Here is an 18,987-nt window from a genome sequence, read left to right as displayed (position 1 = left end):
GTCGTACGAACCGGGTCAGGCGCGGGCGAAGTGCTCGACGCCGTCGACGCTCGTGCGGGTCAGCCAGCCGCGCTCGGCGAGCACGACCAGGTGGGCCATGGTCTCGTTGACGGCCATCACCTGGTTGAACAGGTCCAGGTCGTCGAGCCGGTGCTCACGGCGGGTCCAGGTGATCGAGTCGGCCACCTCGAACGCGGTGCTCGCGCCCCGTTCCACCGAACCGGCCATCGCGGTGAGCCGCTTCTCGTGATGGTCCAGCAGTTCGTCGGCGCGCGCGTGCGCCGACGGGCTGACCGGCCCGTGCGCCGGCAGCAGCGTCGCGTCGGGCATCGCCTTGACCAGCCGCAGCGAGGACAGGTAGTCGCGCAGCGGCGACTCCGGGCGGCTGAGCTCGATCCCGATCGACGGCGTGATGTGCGGCAGCACGTGATCGCCGGCGAAGAGCAGGTTCGACCCGGCGTCGTGGAAGACCACGTGGCCGCGCGTGTGGCCGGGGGTGGCGATCACTCGCAACGTCCGGGTCTGCAGCGGGATCTCGAGCCCGTCGGTGAGCCAGGTGTCCGGGTCCTCCCAGTTGGTGAGGTCGCGCTCGCCCTGCCACGCGGCGAGCGCCTTGGACAGCTCGAACGCGCCGGCCTGGTACAGGTTCGCCACGTCCGGATGCGCATCTATCGTGTGGATCGCCTGCAGCGCGAGGCGTTCGCCCTCACCGAGCGAGACCGGGGTGCCGAACTGGCGGCGGATCGCCACCGCCTGCGTGTAGTGGTCGCGGTGCACGTGCGTGACCAGGAACTCGCGGACACCGCCGAGCGCGAAGCCGATCTTGTCCAGGCTTGCCGCGAGCAGCTCGGCCGAGTCCTCGAGCGCCCAACCGCCGTCGATCAGCACCACCTGCTCGCCGTCGACGATCGCGTACACGTTGACGGCCTTGAGGTGATCGCCCGGCAGCGGCAGCGGGATCCGGAACACGCCGGGCGCGGCTTCATGGGCCCCGGGCTGCTCCCAGGCGTGGCGATCACTCATGTACTGCACGTTAGGCGATGCGCCCGCGTCCGAGGTGACCGGGCGACGACGCCGGCTCACGTAGTCTGTTCCCATGTGCGGAATCGTCGGATACGTCGGGCCCAGGGCCGCCCTGGACGTCGTGGTCGAGGGGTTGCGGCGGCTCGAGTACCGCGGCTACGACTCGGCCGGCGTGGCCGTGATCGGGCCGGACGGTGCGATGCAGACGGCCAAGAAGGCCGGGCGCATCGAGAACCTGGACAAGGAGCTGGCGAACCGTTCCATCGCCGGCAGCACCGGGATGGGGCACACCCGGTGGGCCACGCACGGCGCGCCGAACGACCAGAACGCGCACCCGCACACCAGCACGTCCGGGCGGATCGCCGTCGTCCACAACGGCATCATCGAGAACTACGCCGCGCTGCGGGCCGAGCTCGAGGCCGCCGGCGTCGAGTTGGTCAGCGAGACGGACACCGAGACGGTCGCGCACCTCGTCGCGGCCGAACTGCAGGGAGCCGCCGAGTCCCTCGCCGACGCGGTGCGCACGGTCTGCCGGCGGCTCGAGGGCGCGTTCACCCTGGTGTTCCTGGACACCGCCGAACCGGACGTGGTCGTGGCGGCGCGGCGCAACTCTCCGCTCGTCGTCGGGGTCGGCGACGGCGAGATGTTCCTGGGCAGCGACGTGGCCGCGTTCATCGAGTTCACCCGGGAAGCGGTCGAGCTCGGGCAGGACCAGGTCGTGCAGATCCGCCGCGACGGCTACACCATCACCGACTTCACCGGTGCGCCCGTCGACGGCAACCACTTCCACGTCGACTGGGACCTCGCCGCCGCCGAGAAGGGCGGCTACGACTACTTCATGCTCAAGGAGATCGACGAGCAGCCCGGCGCCGTCGCGGACACACTGCGTGGCCACCTGCTGAACGGGCAGATCGTGCTGGACGAGCAGCGTCTGGACGCGCAGGAGTTGCGCGACGTCGACAAGGTGTTTGTCGTCGCATGTGGCTCCTCGTTCCACGCCGGGCTGATCGGCAAGCAGGCGATCGAACACTGGACCCGGGTTCCCGTCGAGGTCGAGCTGGCGTCGGAGTTCCGCTACCGCGACCCGGTGCTGGACCGCCAGACGCTAGTCGTCGCGATCAGCCAGTCGGGCGAGACCGCCGACACGCTCGAAGCGGTGCGGTACGCGCGCACCCAGCGGGCCAAGGTGCTCGCCATCTGCAACACCAACGGCGCGCAGATCCCGCGCGAGTCCGACGCCGTGCTGTACACCCACGCCGGCCCGGAGATCGGGGTCGCGTCCACGAAGGCGTTCCTGGCACAGATCGCCGCCGTCGAACTGGTGGGCCTGGCGCTCGCGCAGGCCCGCGGCACCAAGTACGTCGATGAGATCCAGCGTGAGTTCGACGCCCTGGCCGCGATCCCGGACCAGATCGCGCGGGTGCTCGAGCAGCTGGACGCGGTCCGGGCCGTGGCCCGCGAGATCGCGACGTCCAAGGCGGTGCTGTTCCTCGGCCGGCACGTCGGCTACCCGGTCGCGCTGGAGGGCGCGCTCAAGCTCAAGGAGCTGGCGTACATGCACGCCGAGGGCTTCCCGGCCGGCGAGCTCAAGCACGGCCCGATCGCGCTCATCGAGGACGGCCTGCCGGTGGTCGTCATCATGCCCTCGCCGATCGGCCGTCCGGTGTTGCACCAGAAGATGGGCAGCAACATCGCCGAGATCAAGGCCCGGGGCGCGCGCACCATCGTGATCGCCGAGGAGGGCGACCTGGTTGCGCGCAGCCACGCCGACTACCTGATCGAGGTACCGGCCGTGCCGACGCTGCTCACCCCGTTCGTCACCACGGTGCCGCTGCAGGTGCTGGCCGCCGAGATCGCGCAGGCTCGCGGCTACGACGTCGACAAACCGCGTAACCTGGCCAAATCCGTCACGGTGGAGTGACTGCGCGGCGACCGCCTGTTCGCAGCCCGCTGTCGGTAGGCTCGCGGCTGTGACGGACGGTACGGGCAACATCGCGGTGGACCTGCTCATCGTCGGCGCGGGCCCGGTGGGCCTGTTCGGCGCCTACTACGCCGGCGTGCGCAAGCTGTCGACGGCCGTGCTCGACTCGCTGGAGGAACCGGGCGGCCAGATCACCGCGATGTACCCGGAGAAGGCGATCTTCGACGTCGCGGGCTTCCCCGCGATCAAGGGACGGGAGCTCGTCGCGCAGCTGCTCGCCCAGGCGGCGCCGCACGACCCGCAGTACCTGCTCGGCCATCAAGCGGTCGGCCTGGAGCGGGTGGTCGGCGACGGCGAGGGCGCACAGTTCGCGGTCACCACGTCCGAGGGCACGCGCATCGAGTGCCGCGCGATCGTGATCACCGGCGGGATCGGGACGTTCTCGCCGCGGCCGCTGCCGGCCGGGGAGGAGTACCTGGGCCGCGGCCTGTTCCACTTCGTGCCCGATCCGACCGCGTACGAGGGCCAGCACATCGTCGTGGTCGGCGGTGGCGACTCCGCGCTGGACTGGGCGCTGATGCTCGAGCCGATCGGCAAGTCGGTGACGATCGTGCACCGCCGTGGCGAGTTCCGGGCGCACCCGCACTCGGTCGAGCTGCTCAAGGCGTCGTCAGTGGCGATGCTGACCGATGCGCAGGTCAGCGCCGTGCGCGGCGAGCCGGACGTGGCCGAGGTGGACGTCGACATCAAGGGCGAGATCAGCACGCTGCCGTGCGACAAGTTGGTGGCCGCCCTCGGCTTCACCGCCAACCTCGGCCCGCTGATGGAGTGGGGTATCGACATCCAGAAGCGGCAGATCGTCGTCGACACGCAGGGCCGCACCACCGTGCCGGGCATCTACGCCGCCGGCGACATCGTCGACTACGACGGCAAGGTGAAGCTGATCGCCACCGGCTTCGGCGAGGTCGCTACCGCGGTCAACAATGCGGCCGCCTACCTGAACCCGAAGGTGTCCGCTTTCCCCGGGCACTTGTCCGACTATGCGCCTGAGGGCGGATCGCCTACGGCGTAAGGGGTTTCGTGATCGTCGGCGTGGGTATCGACGTGTGCCCGGTCGCCCGGTTCGCCGAGGCGATCGAGCGCACGCCCTCGCTCTCGCGCCGCCTGTTCACGCGGGCAGAGCTCGTCACTCCCGGCGGCGAACCGCGTTCGGCCGAATCGCTTGCGGCCCGGTTCGCGGCCAAGGAGGCGCTGGCGAAGGCATTGGGCGGAGGTGGCGGGATGCTCTGGACGGACGCCGAGATCAGCACCGACGACGTGGGCCGGCCCTCGCTCGCGGTGACCGGGACGGTCGCGGAGCGGGCCGCCGCACTGGGCGTGACGCGCTGGCACGTCTCGCTCTCGCACGACGGCGGGATCGCGTCGGCGACCGTGATCGCGGAGTCCGGCTGATGCGCGGCGTGCACTCCGTCGCGCAGGTGCGTGCCGCCGAGTCCGACGCGATGGCGCGGCTGCCTGAAGGTGAGCTGATGCAGCGGGCCGCGCACGCGCTGTCGGTGCAGTGCGCCGCGCTGCTCGACCGCGTCTACGGCGCACACGTCGTGCTGCTCGTCGGCGGCGGGAACAACGGCGGCGATGCGTTGTTCGCCGGCGCCCGGCTGGCCGCGCGCGGAGCACGGGTGGACGCGCTGTTGCTCGACCCGGCACGCGCGCACGCCGACGGGCTGGTCGCGTTCGACCGGGCCCGCGGACGCGCCCACGAAGCCGACCCGCAGCTGCTGGCCGGCGCCGACCTGGTCGTCGACGGCATGTTCGGCATAGGCGGGCGGGCCGGGCTGACCGGTGTCTCCGCCGACCTGGCGGACGCGGCGCACGACCTTCTGACGGTCGCGGTCGACGTCCCGTCCGGGGTGGACGCGGACACCGGTGCCGCCGGGGGGAAGGCCGTGCGGGCCGACGTGACCGTGACCTTCGGCGCCATCAAGTCCGGGACCGTGCTGGGCCCGGGCGCCGACCTGTGCGGCGAGCTGCGACTCGTCGACCTCGGGCTGGAATTGCCCGTAACGGACGCGCACCTGCTGGAGGCGGCGGACGTGCGGGCCGTGCTGCCGCGGCCCGGCGCGGCCGATGACAAGTACACCCGCGGGGTGGTCGGGCTCGCCGCCGGCTCGGAGCAGTACGCGGGTGCGGGCGTGCTGGCCACCGGTTCGGCCGTGCACGGCGGCGCGGGCATGGTGCGCTACGTGGGGCTGGCGCCTGACCCGGTGCGGGCGCGCTACCCGGAGGTCGTCGTGCACCCGGACTCGCGCCCGCACGACGTGCGGGTCCAGGCGTGGGTGGTCGGCCCCGGCCTGGGGACCGACGGCACCGCGATGGCGTTGCTCGCCGACGTGCTGTCGACGGACGTCCCGGTGATCGCCGACGCGGACGCGATCACGCTGATCGCGCGGACGCCGCGACTGATCCGCGGCCGTTCGGCTCCGACGGTGATCACGCCGCACGACCGCGAGTTCGAGCGCATCGCCGGCCAGCCCGGGCCGGATCGCCTGGCGGCCGCGCGGCGGGCGGCCCGTGACCTCGGGGCCACCGTGCTGCTCAAGGGCAACGCCACCGTGGTCGCCGCTCCCGACGGGACCGCATACGTCAACCCGACCGGCACGCCGTGGCTCGCGACCGCCGGCAGCGGTGACGTGCTCAGCGGCCTGATCGGGGCCCTGCTGGCCAGCGGGCTGCGCGCGCCGCTCGCGGCCGCCGCAGCGGCCTACGCGCACGGAGTGGCCGGCCAGCTCGCAGCCGCCGACGGACCGCCGTCAGCGGCCGACGTCCTCGCCGAGCTGCGCGGCGCCCTCGGCTCCCTCGCTACCGGCTGACGATCCACCGAGCTGTCCGCAGGCCAGGCAGCGGTGGCGAGGCGATGCGCGGTTGGTCGCTCGATCGAACGCCAATACCCAGGTCACCGGCTGGCGTGGCGGTGAGCTCGCGAGGATCAACGAACCTGCACGGTCGAGACGTGCGCATCGGCGCGCAGCACGCTCGGACGGCTCACCGGCAGTGACTGTGATCCGAGCGCCGGGACCGGTTTGACAGACTGGACGGCGTGTTGCGTACCGAAGCTGTCGTCGATCTCGCCGCGATCCGGGCGAATGTCGCCACGCTGAGGGCCGGCACGGCAGCCGACGTCATGGCGATCGTCAAGGCCGACGGCTACGGGCACGGGCTGGTGCAGTCGGCCCGCGCCGCACTGGCCGGCGGCGCGACCTGGCTGGGCACCGCGACGATCGACGAGGCGCTGGCGCTGCGCGCCGCCGGCCTCACCGAGCCGGTGCTCGCCTGGCTCTGGACGCCCGGCGAGCAGGCCGCGGTGCAGCGCGCCGTGGCCGACGGAATCGACGTGTCGGTCAGCAGCGGTTGGCAACTCGACGCGGTGCGCGCCGCTGCGACCGCAACCGGCCGCACCGCGCGCGTCCATCTCAAGATCGACACCGGGCTGTCCCGGAACGGGAGCTACGTCACCGACTGGCCCGAGCTCGTGGCCGCCGCGGCGAAGGCGCAGGCGGCGGGCGAGGTGCAGGCCTACGGCGTGTGGAGCCACTTCGCCTACGCCGACCAGCCCGGACACCCCACCATCGCCAGGCAGATCGCCGCGTTCGGCGACGCGCTCGAGGTCGCCGAACGGGCCGGGGTGCGGCCGGCGGTGCGGCACCTGGCGAACTCCGCGGCGACGCTGAGCCTGCCGCAGGCGCACTTCGACCTGGTGCGTCCGGGGATCGCGGTCTACGGCCTGTCGCCGATGCCCGGGGCGGGCGACGGCCCGCTGGTTCCGGCGATGACGCTGCGTGCCGCGTTGGCGTCGGTCAAGCGGGTCGCGGCCGGCGAGGGGGTCTCGTACGCGCACGCCTACACGACCACCCGCGAGAGCACCCTCGCGCTCGTGCCGTTGGGTTATGCCGACGGCGTGCCACGGCACGCGTCCGACGTCGGCCCGGTATCGATCAACGGAGCGCGGTTCACGGTCAGTGGGCGGGTCTGCATGGACCAGTTCGTGGTCGACGTGGGCGATCATCCGGTCGCGCCGGGCGACGCGGCACTCCTGTTCGGACCCGGACGCGACGGCGAGCCGACCGCGCACGACTGGGCCGAGGCGATCGGGACGATCCACTACGAGATCGTCACGCGGGTCGGCGCCCGGGTACCCCGCGTGTACGTGGGCGAGGTCTGATGGCCGGTCCACTGCACGGTCCGGGCCGGCCGGCAGGCCCGCGCGTCCCGCTGACCGAGCAGCAGCGCGACGCCCTGTCCGGGCCCAGCTTCGCGGTGCCGACCGCCGCGGACATGCACGCGCTCGGGCGCCGTATCGCGGGCGTGCTGCGGGCCGGCGACCTGCTGGTGCTCACCGGACCGCTCGGAGCCGGCAAGACCGCGCTGGTGCAGGGCATCGGCGCCGGACTTCAGGTGCGCGGCACGGTCGTCTCGCCGACGTTCGTGATCGCGCGCGTGCACCGGGGTCCGCTGCCGCTGGTGCATGTCGACGCCTACCGGCTGGGCTCGCTGGACGAGGTCGACGATCTGGACCTGGACGTGGACACCGCCGACGCGGTCACCGCGGTGGAGTGGGGTGCCGGCCTGGTCGAGCAGCTTGCCGACGCCCGGCTGGAGATCGCGATCGCGCGCGCCGAGGACAGCGAGCAGCGCACCGTCCGGCTGTTCCCGCACGGCGCCGACTGGGCCGGCCGCGCCGCCCGCATCGCGCAGCTAGGCTGAGTTCTCGTGCTCGTCCTCGCCCTTGACACCTCCTCCGCCGCGGTCACCGCCGCCCTGTTCGAGGTGACGGACGATGCGGTGGAGCAGCTCGCCGAGCGGGTCACCGTCAACGCGCGCGGCCACGGCGAGCACCTCGCGCCGAACATCGCCGCCTGCCTGCGCGAAGCAGCGGTCGCCCCCGGAGCGCTCGGCGCGATCGTGGCAGGACTCGGGCCGGGCCCGTTCACCGGGCTGCGGGTCGGGCTGGTCACGGCCGCGGTGCTGGCCGAGCTGCTGGCGATCCCGGCCTACGGTGTCTGCTCACTGGACGCGGTGGTGCCCGCGGGGCAGCCGGGCGAGCTGATCGTCGCCACCGACGCGCGGCGCAAGGAGGTCTACTGGGCGCGCTACGACGCGGCGGGCGGACGGCTGGACGGCCCGCACGTGGCGCGCCCTGCCGACGTGCCGCTCGACGGGATCACCGCTGTGGCCGGCGCCGGCGCGCGGCTGTATCGGGACGTGTTCGGCGTGGCCGTGCTCGACGCGGACTTTCCTGCGGCGCCGGCCCTGGTCGCGCGCGCCTCCGACCGCATCCGTTCCGGCACGGCGTCCGAACCGCTCACCCCGCTCTACCTGCGCCGGCCGGACGCGCAACCGTCGCCCACGTCCAAGGCGGTGAGCCGATGAGCGCCGAGCCGGCCGGCGTCACCGAGATCGTGCCGATGACCGCGGCACACGTGGACGCGTTGATGCCTTACGAGCGCGCGATGTTCGGCACCGAGGCGTGGACGGCCAACGGGTACCGCAACGAGCTGGCCGATACGCGGCACCGGTACTACCTGGCGGCCGAGGGCGCCGGCGGCGAGTTGCTCGGTTGGGCCGGCGTGCGCGTGATCGAGGACTCCGCCGAGATCCTGACCGTCGGGGTGGTCCCGTCCGCGCGCCGGCAGGGGCTGGCGGCGCGCCTGCTCGACGCGCTGCTGACCGAGGCGCGACGGCGCGGCGCCGCCGAGGCGTTCCTCGAGGTTCGCGTCGACAACGCGCCGGCGCGCGCGCTCTACCTGCGCGAGGGGTTCGCCGAGCTCGGCGTGCGCCGCGGCTACTACGACAACGGGCGGGTCGACGCGGTGGTGATGACACGTGCCCTCTGATCAGCCGCTGGTACTGGGCATCGAGACCTCGTGCGACGAGACCGGCATCGGGATCGTGCGCGGCACCACGCTGCTCGCCGACGCCATCGCCAGCAGCGTGGACGAGCACGCACGGTTCGGCGGCGTGGTCCCCGAGGTCGCCAGCCGCGCGCACCTGCACGCGATGGTGCCGACGATCCGGCGCGCGCTGGACACCGCTGGTGTGGCGGCGGCGGACGTCGATGCGGTCGCGGTGACGGCCGGGCCGGGACTGGCCGGCGCGCTGCTCGTCGGCGTGGCCGCGGCCAAGGCGTACGCGCTGGCGCTGGACAAGCCGCTGTACGGGGTGAATCACCTGTCCTCGCACGTCGCGGTGGACCTGCTCGAACACGGCCCGCTGGAGGAGCCGTGCGTGGCGCTGCTCGTCTCCGGCGGGCACTCCTCGGTGCTGCTCGTGCCGCGGATCGGCGGCGAGGAGCTCACCGAGCTCGGCGCCACGGTCGACGATGCCGCTGGCGAGGCGTACGACAAGGTGGCCCGGCTGCTCGGCCTGCCGTTCCCGGGCGGACCGCCGATCGACCGCATCGCGCGCGAGGGCGATCGGGACGCGATCGCCTTTCCCCGTGGGATGACCGGCGCGCACGATCCGGCTTTCGCGTTCTCCTTCTCCGGGCTCAAGACCGCGGTTGCGCGCTGGGTCGAGGCGCGGCAGCGGGCCGGCGAGGCGGTGCCGGTGGCCGACGTCGCCGCGTCGTTCCAGGAGGCGGTCGTGGACGTGCTCACCGCGAAGGCGGTGCGGGCCGCGCGTGAAGCCGGCGTCGGCCACATGATCATCGGGGGCGGGGTCGCCGCGAACACCCGGCTGCGGGCGCTGGCGCAGGAGCGGTGCGACGCCGCGGGCATCCGGCTGCGCGTGCCGCGTCCGGGCCTGTGCACCGACAACGGCGCGATGGTGGCCGCCCTGGGCGCCCAGCTGGTCGCGCACGGGGCCACCCCGTCGTCCCTCGAACTGCCCGCCGACTCCGCGCTGCCCGTCACCGACGTCCTGGTCTGAGGGACGATGCTGTGGTGAGCACGCTGATGTGGGAGGTTCGCGCGGCCGACGGCCGCTGCGACGAGCTGGTGGCGTACGTGCGGGCGCACGCCGATCCGGGCGCGCAGGTGTACCGCAGCGCCGACGGCGAGCCACGCGTGGTCGTCATCGACCCGACCGGCTCCGGCGTCCCGGACGTCCCCGAGGAGCTGATCGCCCGCCCCGCACACCAGTGGCGCTTCGTACCTGTGCCCTGAACGCGCCGGCTTGCCACAGCGGCGGCCGGGCAGCAGGCTGCTCGGGTGGCGACGAACGAGGACGAGCAGCGCCCGCATCGCCCCGGCCTGCCCGACCCGGTCCGCCTCGCGCGGCGGGTGAGCGCGACCGTTCGCAACGCGGCCGAGGTCGTGCGCTTCGGCGGCCTGCAGACCGGCGAGCGACCCTCCGACTACGCGATCGCCGCCGAGCAGCCCAACTACCGGCTGCGGCACTACTTCGCCGACGACGCGCGCGGCGCGCCGGTGCTGCTGGTGCCCCCTCTGATGATGGCCGCCGAGGTGTGGGACGTCTCGCCGGACACGTCGGCGGTGGCCGCACTGCACGAGCGTGGCTGCGACCCGTGGGTGATCGACTTCGGCGACCCGGGCCACGAGCCCGGCGGGCTGCAGCGGACCCTCACCGATCACGTGCTGGCGCTCAGCGACGCGATCGACCGGGTGGTCGCCGCGGCCGGTCGCGCCGTCGTCCTCGGCGGCTACTCGCAGGGCGGCATGTTCTGCTACCAGGCCGCGGCGTACCGGCGCGGCAACGGGATCGACTCGCTCGTCGCGTTCGGCTCACCGGTGGACACGACCGCGCCACTGCCGATCCCGGTCTCGCCCGAGGTGGCCCGCCGGCTGGCGAACTCGCTCGTCGACAGCGGTGTGCTCCGTCTCGTGTCCCTGCCACGCTGGGCCACCCGGGTCGGCTTCATGCTGCTCTCGCCGATGAAGACGGTCCAGGGCCGCGTCCAGTTCCTGCTCGCGCTGCACGACCGGGAAGCGTTGCTGCCGCGCGAACGGCAGCGGCAGTTCCTCGACACCGGGGCGTGGACGGCCTATTCGGGTCCGGCCATCGCCGAACTGCTCGACCAGTTCGTCACGCACAACCGCATGCTGGAGGGCGGTTTCCTCATCGACCGCCGGCTGGTGACGCTCGCCGACATCGACGTGCCGGTCCTGTCCGTGGTCGGCGCCGCGGACACGATCGGGCACCCGGACTCGGTCCGGGCGATCGCCCGTGCCGCCCCTCGTGCCGACGTGTACGAACTGACGCTGCCCACCGGCCACTTCGGCCTGGTGGTCGGCAGCACGGCGAGCAGCATCACCTGGCCCGCCGTCGCCGACTGGATCGCGTGGCGCAGCGGTGCCGCAGGCCTGCCGGCGAACATCGTGCCCGCGGACCAGGTTCCGGACCGCCCGGCGCTGCGCCCGGGTGCCGGCGCGCAGGCGCTCGCCCAGGCGGCCGAGCTCGGGATCGGTGCGGGGCGCGTCATCGTCGGCACCGTTCTGCACGCGGCCCGGGCGGCTCGCGACGTGCTGTCCGAGGCGCCGGCCCAGCTGCCTCGGCTGGCCCGCATCGAGGGACTCGACCCCACCACCCGGATCTCGTTGGGGCTGCTGCTGGACGAGCAAGCTCGCCGTCGACCGGGCGACGCGCTGTTCCTGTTCGGTGACCGGGCGTACCGCAACAGCGGGGTCAAGCGCCGCATCGACAGCGTGGTCAAGGGACTGGTCGGGGTCGGCGTGCGGCAGGGCGACCGGGTTGGCGTCCTGATGCACACCCGGCCCAGCGCCTTCACCGTCGTCGCCGCGCTCAGCAGGCTCGGTGCCACGGCCGTGCTGCTGCGCCCGGACGGGGACCTGGTGCGCGAGGCGCGGCTGGGCGCGGTGAGCCGGGTGATCTCGGACCCCGAGCATGCCGGCCGCGCCGGCGCGGTTGCCGGCGTCACCTGGTGCGTGCTCGGCGGCGGGCCGGGCGCCCGTGAGCTGCCGCCGGACGTCCTGGACCTGGAACGCATCGACCCGGACCAGGTCGAGTTGCCTGCCTGGTTCGAGGCCAACCCGCACCGCGCCGCCGACGTGGCGTTCGTGCTGTTCAACGGCGAGGCCCGGGGCACCCGCGCGGTGCAGATCACCAACCGCCGCTGGGCGATGTCCGCGCTGGGCACGGCGAGCGCTGCCGCGCTGCGGCCCGGCGACACCGTCTACAGCACCACGCCGATCCACCACGCGTCCGCGCTGCTGATGAGCGTCGGCGGCGCGGTGGCCGGCGGCGCGCGCTTCGCGATGGCCACGGACGGCTCGCCGCGAACGTTCTGGGACGAGGTGAGGCGGTACGGCGCCACGCACGTCGCCTACACCTGGACGTCGCTGCACGACATCACGCTGGCGCCGCCCAACCCGGCCGAGCGGCACCATCCGATCCGGATGTTCATGGGGTCGGGCATGCCCCGCAACCTGTGGCACCGCGTGGTCGAGCGGTTCCCCGGCGTGCGGGTGCTCGAGTTCTACGCCGCCGCCGACAGCGAGGTGATCCTGGCCAACCTGACCGGTCAGAAACCCGGATCGATGGGGCGGCCACTGCCGGGCACCGCGGACGTGACGATCGCCGCGTTCGACCTGAGCGCGCACGGCCTCGTGCGGGACGCGGCCGGGCTGGGGCGCGAGTGCGGGGTCGACGAGGTGGGCCTGCTGCTCGCGCGGGTCGACCCGTCCGAGCCCGCCGAGCAGCCGGTGCTGCGCGGTGTGTTCGAGCCGGGCGACGCGTGGCGCTCGACCGCGGACCTGTTCCTGCGCGACGAGCAGGGCGAGCTGTGGCTCGCGGGTGCGGTCACTGACATCGTCCCCACCGCGGCCGGGCCGGTGCTGCCCGCCGGAACCCGGTTCTGCCTCGGGACGATCCCGGCGGTCGATCTGATCGTGGCGTACGGCGTGCCGTCCGGCGACGCGCAGGCGCTGGTCGCGGCCGTCACGCTGCGCCCGGGCACCGCGCTTGCGGCAGGCGATCTGGACCGCGCGGTCGAGCGGCTTCCCCGCGGCCAGCGCCCGGCGTACGTGCAGGTGGTCGCCTCGATCCCGGTCACGACGTGGCACCGTCCGATCTGGCGCACGCTGCAGGCCAGGGGGATTCCGAAACCGGGGCGAGGCCGTACGGTGTTCGCACTGGACGATGCCCGCACGCATTACGAGCGGATCACCTAGGGAGGGATCGCGATGCCGGAGGAGAACAGCCTGGGAGGGCTGGCCAAGCGGTGGTGGAAGGCGAAGAAGACCGAATTGCTGACCGGCAACCAGCGCGAGCGCGAGTACGCCGAGGCGCAGGCCGGGAACGCCCAGCGCGACCTGGGCGACAAGGTGGCGTCGGACCTGACGTTCGCCGCGGTGCCCTCGCTGCGCCGCTGGAAGGACAACCAGGACGCCGCGGCGGCGCGGCGTGAGGCGGACGCGCGCGCCGAGATCCTTGCGCTGCCGCTGTTCCAGTTGCAGCTGCAGGTGAGCGGGGCGGTGACCGGGTCGGCGAGTGGCCCGGTGCACGTGCGGGTCGAGCCGCCCGAGACCGACCTGGACGAGACCGACCTGGACGAGGCCGACCTGGACGAGGCCGACCTGGACGAGGGCGAGCAGCCCGAGCTGCGGGTCGCGATCGAGGTGCCCGAGGACGGTGAAGGCGCGCCGCTCGTGGGCGGGCAGCCCTTGCTGCGGCTGTGCTTCGCCATCGAGGGGTACCACGGGCCGGGCAGCTACGACCTGGGCGCGCAGGACGATCCGGACCCGCTGGACTACGAGTGCGACCTAGGCAACCGGGACGAGGGCTACTTCTGGTCGCCGGAGATCGGGCCGGGGCAGGTCACCGTGGGCGCGGACGAGCGCAGCTTCGACGTGCGGCTGACGATGTCCGGTGCGGCCGGCGAGATCACGCTCACGGCGCACCTCGACGCGGTGTGAATCGCGCTTGCACCACACGCCCGGCTGGTGAGAGCGGGATTCATCGCAACGTGGCCGCCGCCCGTGCTGTCTACCAGGCATGGAGGTGGTGATGGAGCGGACCGCTGAGTTCGCCCCGTTCGTGCGGGCCAACACGCCCGCGCTGCTGCGCACCGCCTACCTGCTCACCGGTTCGGCCGCGGCCGCCGAGGAGCTGGTGCAGGACACCTTCGCCCGGCTGTACCCGAAGTGGGCCCGGATCGAGGCCGCCGAGGTGCCGCTCGCCTACGTGCGCCGCGCGATGGCCAACGGCTTCATCAACCAGCAGCGGCGCGCCGACCGCCGCGAGTTCGCCGTCGAAGCGGTGCCCGAGCTGGCCGACGGGTGGGACGCCGCGGCGCAGCTGGCCGACCGCGACGAGGTGTGGACCCTGCTGCGGACGCTGCCCGACCGGCAGCGCGCTGCGCTCGTGCTGCGCTACTTCCACGACCTGCCGGACGAGGACATCGCGAGCACGCTGGACTGCCGCGTCGGGACGGTCCGCAGCCTGATCAGCCGGGGCCTGGCCGCGTTGCGTGCCACGTCCGGGGCGAGCCCGAGGAGACTGGCATGAGCGAGCTGGAGCGCCGGCTGCGCGCCAGCCTGGCCGCGCAGGCCGGGCATGCGCCGCCCGGCGAGCAGCTGGCCGAGCGCATCATCGCCGACGCCGTCCACGGGTCGGTCGTGCCGATCCAGCAGGCCCACAGGTGGCGGACCTGGACGCTGCCGCTGATCGCGTCCGCCGCCGTGGCCGCGGTCGCCGCAGCCCTGGTCGGGATCAGTGCCGGCGGACGGCACACCGCGTCCGCGCCGCCGGCCACCCAGCTGCACCGGGCCACGCCGCTGGACAGCGCAACCCCGGCCGCCCCGACGCCGACGTCCGCTCCGACGTCCGCCCCGGCCCAGCCGGTCTCGACGGCGTCCAACCCGGTCGGGATCGCCCACTTCCGGGCGGTCGACCTGAGTTTCGCCGGCGCACACGACGGCTGGGCGCTCGGCAGCGCCAACTGCCTGGACGGCTCGGGCGCTGCGTGCACCGCGATGGCCTACACGCGCGACTCCGGCAGGACCTGGCACAGCATGACGCCGCCGGGCGCGAGCGTCGCGCTGCAGAAGTGTGCCGATCGGTGCGTCAGCCACGTCCGGTTCGCCACGCCCGACATCGGCTACGCCTTCGGCCCGGCGGCGCTGTTCATGACCACCGACGGCGGGCACACCTGGACCAGCCAGGCCGGTGGCGCCGAGGCGCTGGAGACGCTGGACGGCAACGTCATCCGCGTCGCGACCACCTGCGTGCCGGGCTGCCCGTACTGGGTCCAGACGGCGCCCGTCGGCACGCCGAAGTGGCACACCGTGGCCAAGGTCGACGGTGGGATGAGCCCGGGAGTGGCACTGTCGCGGATCGGCTCGGACGCCTACCTGGCCGTGTTCGGGCACACCGCTGGCGGCGCCGGCAGCGCCCCGACCGCGCTGTGGGTCTCGCGCGACGACGGCGCGACCTGGACGGACCGGGGCGAACCGTGCCGCCAGGAGCCGGTGCAGGGCGGCGAGGTGGACAGCAGGGCCGTAGCCGCGGCGGTCGACGGGTCGGTGAGCGTGCTGTGCGTCCCGCGCACGGCCGGCGACCACCAGGCGGTCGCCACGGCCGCGGGCCCGGGAAAGGCCTTCCGGCAGTCAGGATTGCAGGCACTGGGCCCGGCGACCGCGTTCGCCGCCGCGTCCGAGCACGTGCTGCTCGTCGGCTCCGACGTCCTCTACCGCAGCGCTGACGGCGGAGCGAGCTTCGCGCCGGTGCCGGACGGCCCCGGCCAGGTACGGTGGCTCGGGTTCGAGTCCGCGACCCTCGGCCGGGCGCTCAGCGCGGACGGCCGGACGATATGGACGACCCGCGACGCCGGCCGGAGCTGGGCGGCGTACACGTTCCGGTAGCGGTGGCACACCCCGGCGTTGAGAGTTGGCACTCGCAGGGCTAGAGTGCCAACCAGGACCGGTTGACCCCCGCGACGGCAACCGCCCGCTCATCGACATATGAACCCGAGAAGGGGAGATCCACCGTGACCGCCACCAAGGTCAACATCAAGCCGCTCGAGGACCGCATCGTCGTACAGGCCAATGAGGCCGAGACCACGACCGCGTCGGGCATCGTCATTCCGGACACCGCCAAGGAGAAGCCGCAGGAGGGCACCGTGCTCGCCGTCGGCCCCGGCCGCATCGACGACAACGGCAACCGTGTGCCGCTCGACGTGAGCGTCGGCGACGTCGTCCTCTACAGCAAGTACGGCGGCACCGAGGTCAAGTACGCCGGCGAGGAGTACCTCGTCCTCTCCGCCCGCGACGTCCTCGCGATCATCTCGAAGTAAGCCGTAACGACGGCGCCCCGGAGCCGCTCAGCGGCACCGGGGCGTTCGTCGTTGTGCGCACAGAAGGGAACACCATGGCGAAGATCCTCAGTTTCGACGAGGAGGCCCGCCGCGCCCTCGAGCGTGGCGTGAACAAGCTGGCCAACACGGTCAAGGTCACCCTCGGCCCCAAGGGCCGCAATGTGGTCCTGGACAAGAGCTACGGCGCGCCGGTCATCACCAACGACGGCGTGACGATCGCCCGCGAGATCGAACTCGACGACCCGTACGAGAACCTGGGTGCCCAGCTGGCCAAGTCGGTCGCGACCAAGACGAACGACATCGCCGGTGACGGCACCACGACCGCCACCGTGCTCGCCCAGGCGCTGGTCAACGCCGGCATGAAGAACGTTGCCGCCGGGGCCGCTCCGGGCTCGCTCAAGCGCGGTATCGACGCCGCGGTCGAGGCGGTCAGCGCGGCGCTCGACAAGGTCGCGGTGCCCGTGGAGGGCGAGAAGTCGATCGCCCACGTCGCGACGATCTCGGCGCAGGACCCGACCATCGGCGCCCTGATCGGCGAGGCGTTCACCCAGGTCGGCAAGGACGGCGTGATCACCGTCGAGGAGAGCCAGACCCTCACCACCGAGCTCGAGTTCACCGAGGGCATGCAGTTCGACAAGGGCTACATCAGCCCTTACTTCGTCACCGACGCCGAGGCTCTCGAGGCGGTCCTGGACGACCCGTACCTGCTCATCACCACCCAGAAGATCTCGGCCATCGCCGACCTGCTGCCGGTGCTGGAGAAGGTCGTGGAGGCCGGCAAGCCGCTGGTCATCATCGCCGAGGACGTCGACGGCGAGGCGCTGTCCACGCTGGTCGTGAACGCGATCCGCAAGACCTTCCCGGTCGTCGCCGTCAAGGCTCCGTTCTTCGGTGACCGCCGCAAGGCGTTCCTGCAGGACCTGGCCATCGTCACCGGCGCCCAGGTCATCGCGCCCGAGGTCGGCCTCAAGCTCGACCAGACCGGGCTCGACCTGCTCGGCCGAGCCGGGCGGGTGGCGGTCACCAAGGACACCACCACCGTCACGCACGGCAGCGCGGCCAAGGACGAGGTCGACGCCCGCATCGCGCAGATCCGCCGCGAGATCGAGGAGACCGACTCCGACTGGGACCGCGAGAAGCTGCAGGAGCGGCTGGCCAAGCTGGCCGGCGGCGTCGGCGTCATCAAGGTCGGCGCGGCCACCGAGGTCGAACTCAAGGAGCGCAAGCACCGCATCGAGGACGCCATCGCGGCGACCCGCGCCGCGGTGGAGGAGGGCATCGTCGCCGGCGGCGGCAGCGCCCTGGTGCATGCGGCCAGTGCGCTGGACGGCAACCTCGGGCTGACCGGGGACGAGGCGACCGGTGTGGCGATCGTGCGCACCGCGCTCGACGAGCCGCTGAACTGGATCGCGCGCAACGCCGGCGAAGAGGGGTACGTCGTCACCGCCAAGGTGCGCGACCTGCCCGTGAACCACGGCCTGAACGCGGCTACCGGCGAGTACACCGACCTGCTCGAAGACGGTGTCGTCGACCCGGTCAAGGTCACCAAGGCGGCGCTGGCCAACGCGGCCTCCGTCGCCTCGGTCGTGCTCTCGACGCAGAGCGCGATCGTCGACAAGCCGGCCGAACCGGAGCAGCACAGCCACGACGGCCACGGCCACGGTCACGGCCACTCGCACGGCCCCGGCTTCTGAGCCGGATACGCACTGCTGCACGTTGTCCTCGCTTCGCCACCGCATCAGGTGACGAAGCGAGGACAACTCGGCTGTGGCTCAGGCCGGCTTGCGCGCGATGAGCGCCTCCCGCTCCTCGACAGACAGCCCGCCCCACACCCCGTACGGCTCGCGTGCCGCCAGCGCCCAGCGCAGGCAGTTCTCGACCACGGGGCACTGTGCGCACACCGCCTTCGCCCGGATCTCGCGCTTGACGCGGGACGGGCCGCGCTCGTTCTCCGGGTGGTAGAAGGTGGCGGTGTCCTTACCCCGGCACGCGGCCCGCATCTGCCAGTCCCAGTCGCCCTCTCGCGGCACCGGGAGACGTCGCACCTCGGCCATTCGCTCTGCCCTCCGACATGCTCGACCACCCGTTCGGCGTGGGTGATGCGTCTTGCATGTTTCAAAGACTGGCGCGCCCAAAGGTGACGCGCCGAGCGAGGAATTCTTTCCGGGACGGCGAAGGGGTCAGGGCCGCTTGCTCAGCATGGCGACGGCGTCGGAGTAGCCGCGCGCGTAGTCCCAGCTGACGTAGGCATCCTGGTCCGGTGAGTACGCCGGTTCGTGCACGTGGGTACGGCCCTCGCCCAGCAGGGCGAACAGGTTGGCCCGCATCAGGTCCCAGGCGAAGTAGTGCTGCTCGCCACAGTCCCCGCACTCGACCGTGATGCCCTCGATGCCGATCGGCGCGAGCGCCGACTGGAACTCCTGCAGCTCGGCGAGGTCGGCCTGCACGTCGGCACGCTCCTCGTCGGTCAGCGGCTGCGGCGGTTCGGCGTCATCCAGCAACGCGGCCGGATCCTGCGGGTCGTCCAGGAACGGGTCGAGCGGCCCGTTCTCGAGATTCACCGCTCGCTCCGCAAGCGTCGCTGCGCCTGCTGCTCGCTCCGCAAGCGTCGCTGCGCCCGCTGCTCGCTCCGCAAGCGTCGCTCGGCTCTCATCGGGTCCCCACGCGATGTGTCACGCGTCCACGGTAAGACCCAGCCCCCCGCCTGCGCCAACCCTACGACCAAAAAAGTGTGCCGAGGAAGACAATTGCCCTC

General features: G+C 72.7%; 19 protein-coding genes. 16 read left to right on the top strand and 3 right to left on the bottom strand.

Going from position 1 to position 18,987, the window contains the following annotated elements; translation table 11 throughout:
* Positions 1 to 15: 15 nt before the first annotated feature.
* Positions 16 to 1,023 carry an MBL fold metallo-hydrolase gene (locus tag M6B22_RS08635; RefSeq protein ID WP_269445365.1) on the bottom strand — a complete coding sequence of 336 codons (1,008 nt, stop codon included), beginning with the start codon at positions 1,021 to 1,023 and terminating at the stop codon, positions 16 to 18.
* A 73-nt stretch (positions 1,024 to 1,096) separates the two neighbouring features.
* Between M6B22_RS08635 and glmS the strand changes: the two genes are divergently transcribed.
* The 16 genes from glmS (at position 1,097) to groL (ending at position 17,926) form a co-directional block, all read left to right on the top strand.
* Positions 1,097 to 2,944 carry a glutamine--fructose-6-phosphate transaminase (isomerizing) gene (gene glmS / locus M6B22_RS08630; RefSeq protein ID WP_269445364.1) on the top strand — a complete coding sequence of 616 codons (1,848 nt, stop codon included), beginning with the start codon at positions 1,097 to 1,099 and terminating at the stop codon, positions 2,942 to 2,944.
* A gap of 49 nt (positions 2,945 to 2,993) precedes the next feature.
* The gene (locus M6B22_RS08625) at positions 2,994 to 4,016 is read left to right on the top strand and encodes an NAD(P)/FAD-dependent oxidoreductase (protein WP_269445363.1); all 1,023 of its coding nucleotides are present in this window, start codon (positions 2,994 to 2,996) and stop codon (positions 4,014 to 4,016) included.
* Between the two features lie 8 nt (positions 4,017 to 4,024).
* Positions 4,025 to 4,396 carry a holo-ACP synthase gene (locus tag M6B22_RS08620; RefSeq protein ID WP_269445362.1) on the top strand — a complete coding sequence of 124 codons (372 nt, stop codon included), beginning with the start codon at positions 4,025 to 4,027 and terminating at the stop codon, positions 4,394 to 4,396.
* Positions 4,396 to 5,814, top strand: a complete 1,419-nt coding sequence (locus tag M6B22_RS08615) for an NAD(P)H-hydrate dehydratase (RefSeq protein ID WP_269445361.1) — start codon at positions 4,396 to 4,398, stop codon at positions 5,812 to 5,814. The genes M6B22_RS08620 and M6B22_RS08615 overlap by 1 nt, the downstream gene beginning before the upstream one ends.
* Before the next feature lie 227 nt (positions 5,815 to 6,041).
* On the top strand, positions 6,042 to 7,163 hold the full coding sequence (gene alr / locus M6B22_RS08610) for an alanine racemase (protein WP_269445360.1): 1,122 nt from the start codon (positions 6,042 to 6,044) through the stop codon (positions 7,161 to 7,163).
* A 113-nt stretch (positions 7,164 to 7,276) separates the two neighbouring features.
* Positions 7,277 to 7,705, top strand: coding sequence for a tRNA (adenosine(37)-N6)-threonylcarbamoyltransferase complex ATPase subunit type 1 TsaE (gene tsaE, locus M6B22_RS08605; RefSeq protein WP_407935668.1), 429 nt, complete (start codon positions 7,277 to 7,279; stop codon positions 7,703 to 7,705).
* 6 nt (positions 7,706 to 7,711) lie between these two features.
* Positions 7,712 to 8,371, top strand: coding sequence for a tRNA (adenosine(37)-N6)-threonylcarbamoyltransferase complex dimerization subunit type 1 TsaB (tsaB, locus tag M6B22_RS08600; protein WP_269445358.1), 660 nt, complete (start codon positions 7,712 to 7,714; stop codon positions 8,369 to 8,371).
* A complete protein-coding gene (gene rimI / locus M6B22_RS08595; RefSeq protein ID WP_269445357.1) occupies positions 8,368 to 8,835 on the top strand; it encodes a ribosomal protein S18-alanine N-acetyltransferase in 468 nt (155 codons plus the stop codon). The genes tsaB and rimI overlap by 4 nt, the downstream gene beginning before the upstream one ends.
* Positions 8,825 to 9,868 (top strand): tRNA (adenosine(37)-N6)-threonylcarbamoyltransferase complex transferase subunit TsaD, encoded by a 1,044-nt coding sequence (tsaD, locus tag M6B22_RS08590; RefSeq protein WP_269445356.1) that lies wholly within the window; start codon positions 8,825 to 8,827, stop codon positions 9,866 to 9,868. Before rimI ends, tsaD begins: the two co-directional genes overlap by 11 nt.
* Before the next feature lie 14 nt (positions 9,869 to 9,882).
* Positions 9,883 to 10,104: a hypothetical protein gene (locus M6B22_RS08585; RefSeq protein WP_269445355.1), complete on the top strand. Its 222-nt coding sequence runs from the start codon at positions 9,883 to 9,885 to the stop codon at positions 10,102 to 10,104.
* A gap of 45 nt (positions 10,105 to 10,149) precedes the next feature.
* Entirely contained in the window at positions 10,150 to 13,089 is a 2,940-nt protein-coding gene (locus tag M6B22_RS08580) for an AMP-binding protein (RefSeq protein ID WP_269445354.1), read from the top strand.
* 12 nt (positions 13,090 to 13,101) lie between these two features.
* Positions 13,102 to 13,833 carry a hypothetical protein gene (locus tag M6B22_RS08575; protein WP_269445353.1) on the top strand — a complete coding sequence of 244 codons (732 nt, stop codon included), beginning with the start codon at positions 13,102 to 13,104 and terminating at the stop codon, positions 13,831 to 13,833.
* Positions 13,834 to 13,924: 91 nt separating this feature from the next.
* A complete protein-coding gene (locus M6B22_RS08570) occupies positions 13,925 to 14,425 on the top strand; it encodes a SigE family RNA polymerase sigma factor (RefSeq protein WP_269445352.1) in 501 nt (166 codons plus the stop codon).
* Positions 14,422 to 15,780, top strand: coding sequence for a beta propeller repeat protein (locus tag M6B22_RS08565; protein ID WP_269445351.1), 1,359 nt, complete (start codon positions 14,422 to 14,424; stop codon positions 15,778 to 15,780). Before M6B22_RS08570 ends, M6B22_RS08565 begins: the two co-directional genes overlap by 4 nt.
* Before the next feature lie 125 nt (positions 15,781 to 15,905).
* Positions 15,906 to 16,211: a co-chaperone GroES gene (gene groES, locus M6B22_RS08560; protein ID WP_269445350.1), complete on the top strand. Its 306-nt coding sequence runs from the start codon at positions 15,906 to 15,908 to the stop codon at positions 16,209 to 16,211.
* Positions 16,212 to 16,285: 74 nt separating this feature from the next.
* A complete protein-coding gene (gene groL / locus M6B22_RS08555; RefSeq protein WP_269445349.1) occupies positions 16,286 to 17,926 on the top strand; it encodes a chaperonin GroEL in 1,641 nt (546 codons plus the stop codon).
* A gap of 78 nt (positions 17,927 to 18,004) precedes the next feature.
* Here groL and M6B22_RS08550 read toward each other — a convergent pair whose 3' ends face one another.
* Together M6B22_RS08550 and M6B22_RS08545 are read right to left on the bottom strand one after the other, a co-directional pair.
* The gene (locus M6B22_RS08550) at positions 18,005 to 18,286 is read right to left on the bottom strand and encodes a WhiB family transcriptional regulator (protein ID WP_407935597.1); all 282 of its coding nucleotides are present in this window, start codon (positions 18,284 to 18,286) and stop codon (positions 18,005 to 18,007) included.
* 126 nt (positions 18,287 to 18,412) lie between these two features.
* Entirely contained in the window at positions 18,413 to 18,793 is a 381-nt protein-coding gene (locus M6B22_RS08545; RefSeq protein WP_269445347.1) for a DUF5319 domain-containing protein, read from the bottom strand.
* Between the last annotated feature and the right edge of the window lie 194 nt (positions 18,794 to 18,987).

This window comes from Jatrophihabitans cynanchi (assembly GCF_027247405.1).
GTDB lineage: Bacteria > Actinomycetota > Actinomycetes > Mycobacteriales > Jatrophihabitantaceae > Jatrophihabitans_B > Jatrophihabitans_B cynanchi.
The sequence above is the reverse complement of the archived record's forward strand: the minus strand, read 5'-3'. Positions and strand labels throughout refer to the sequence as shown.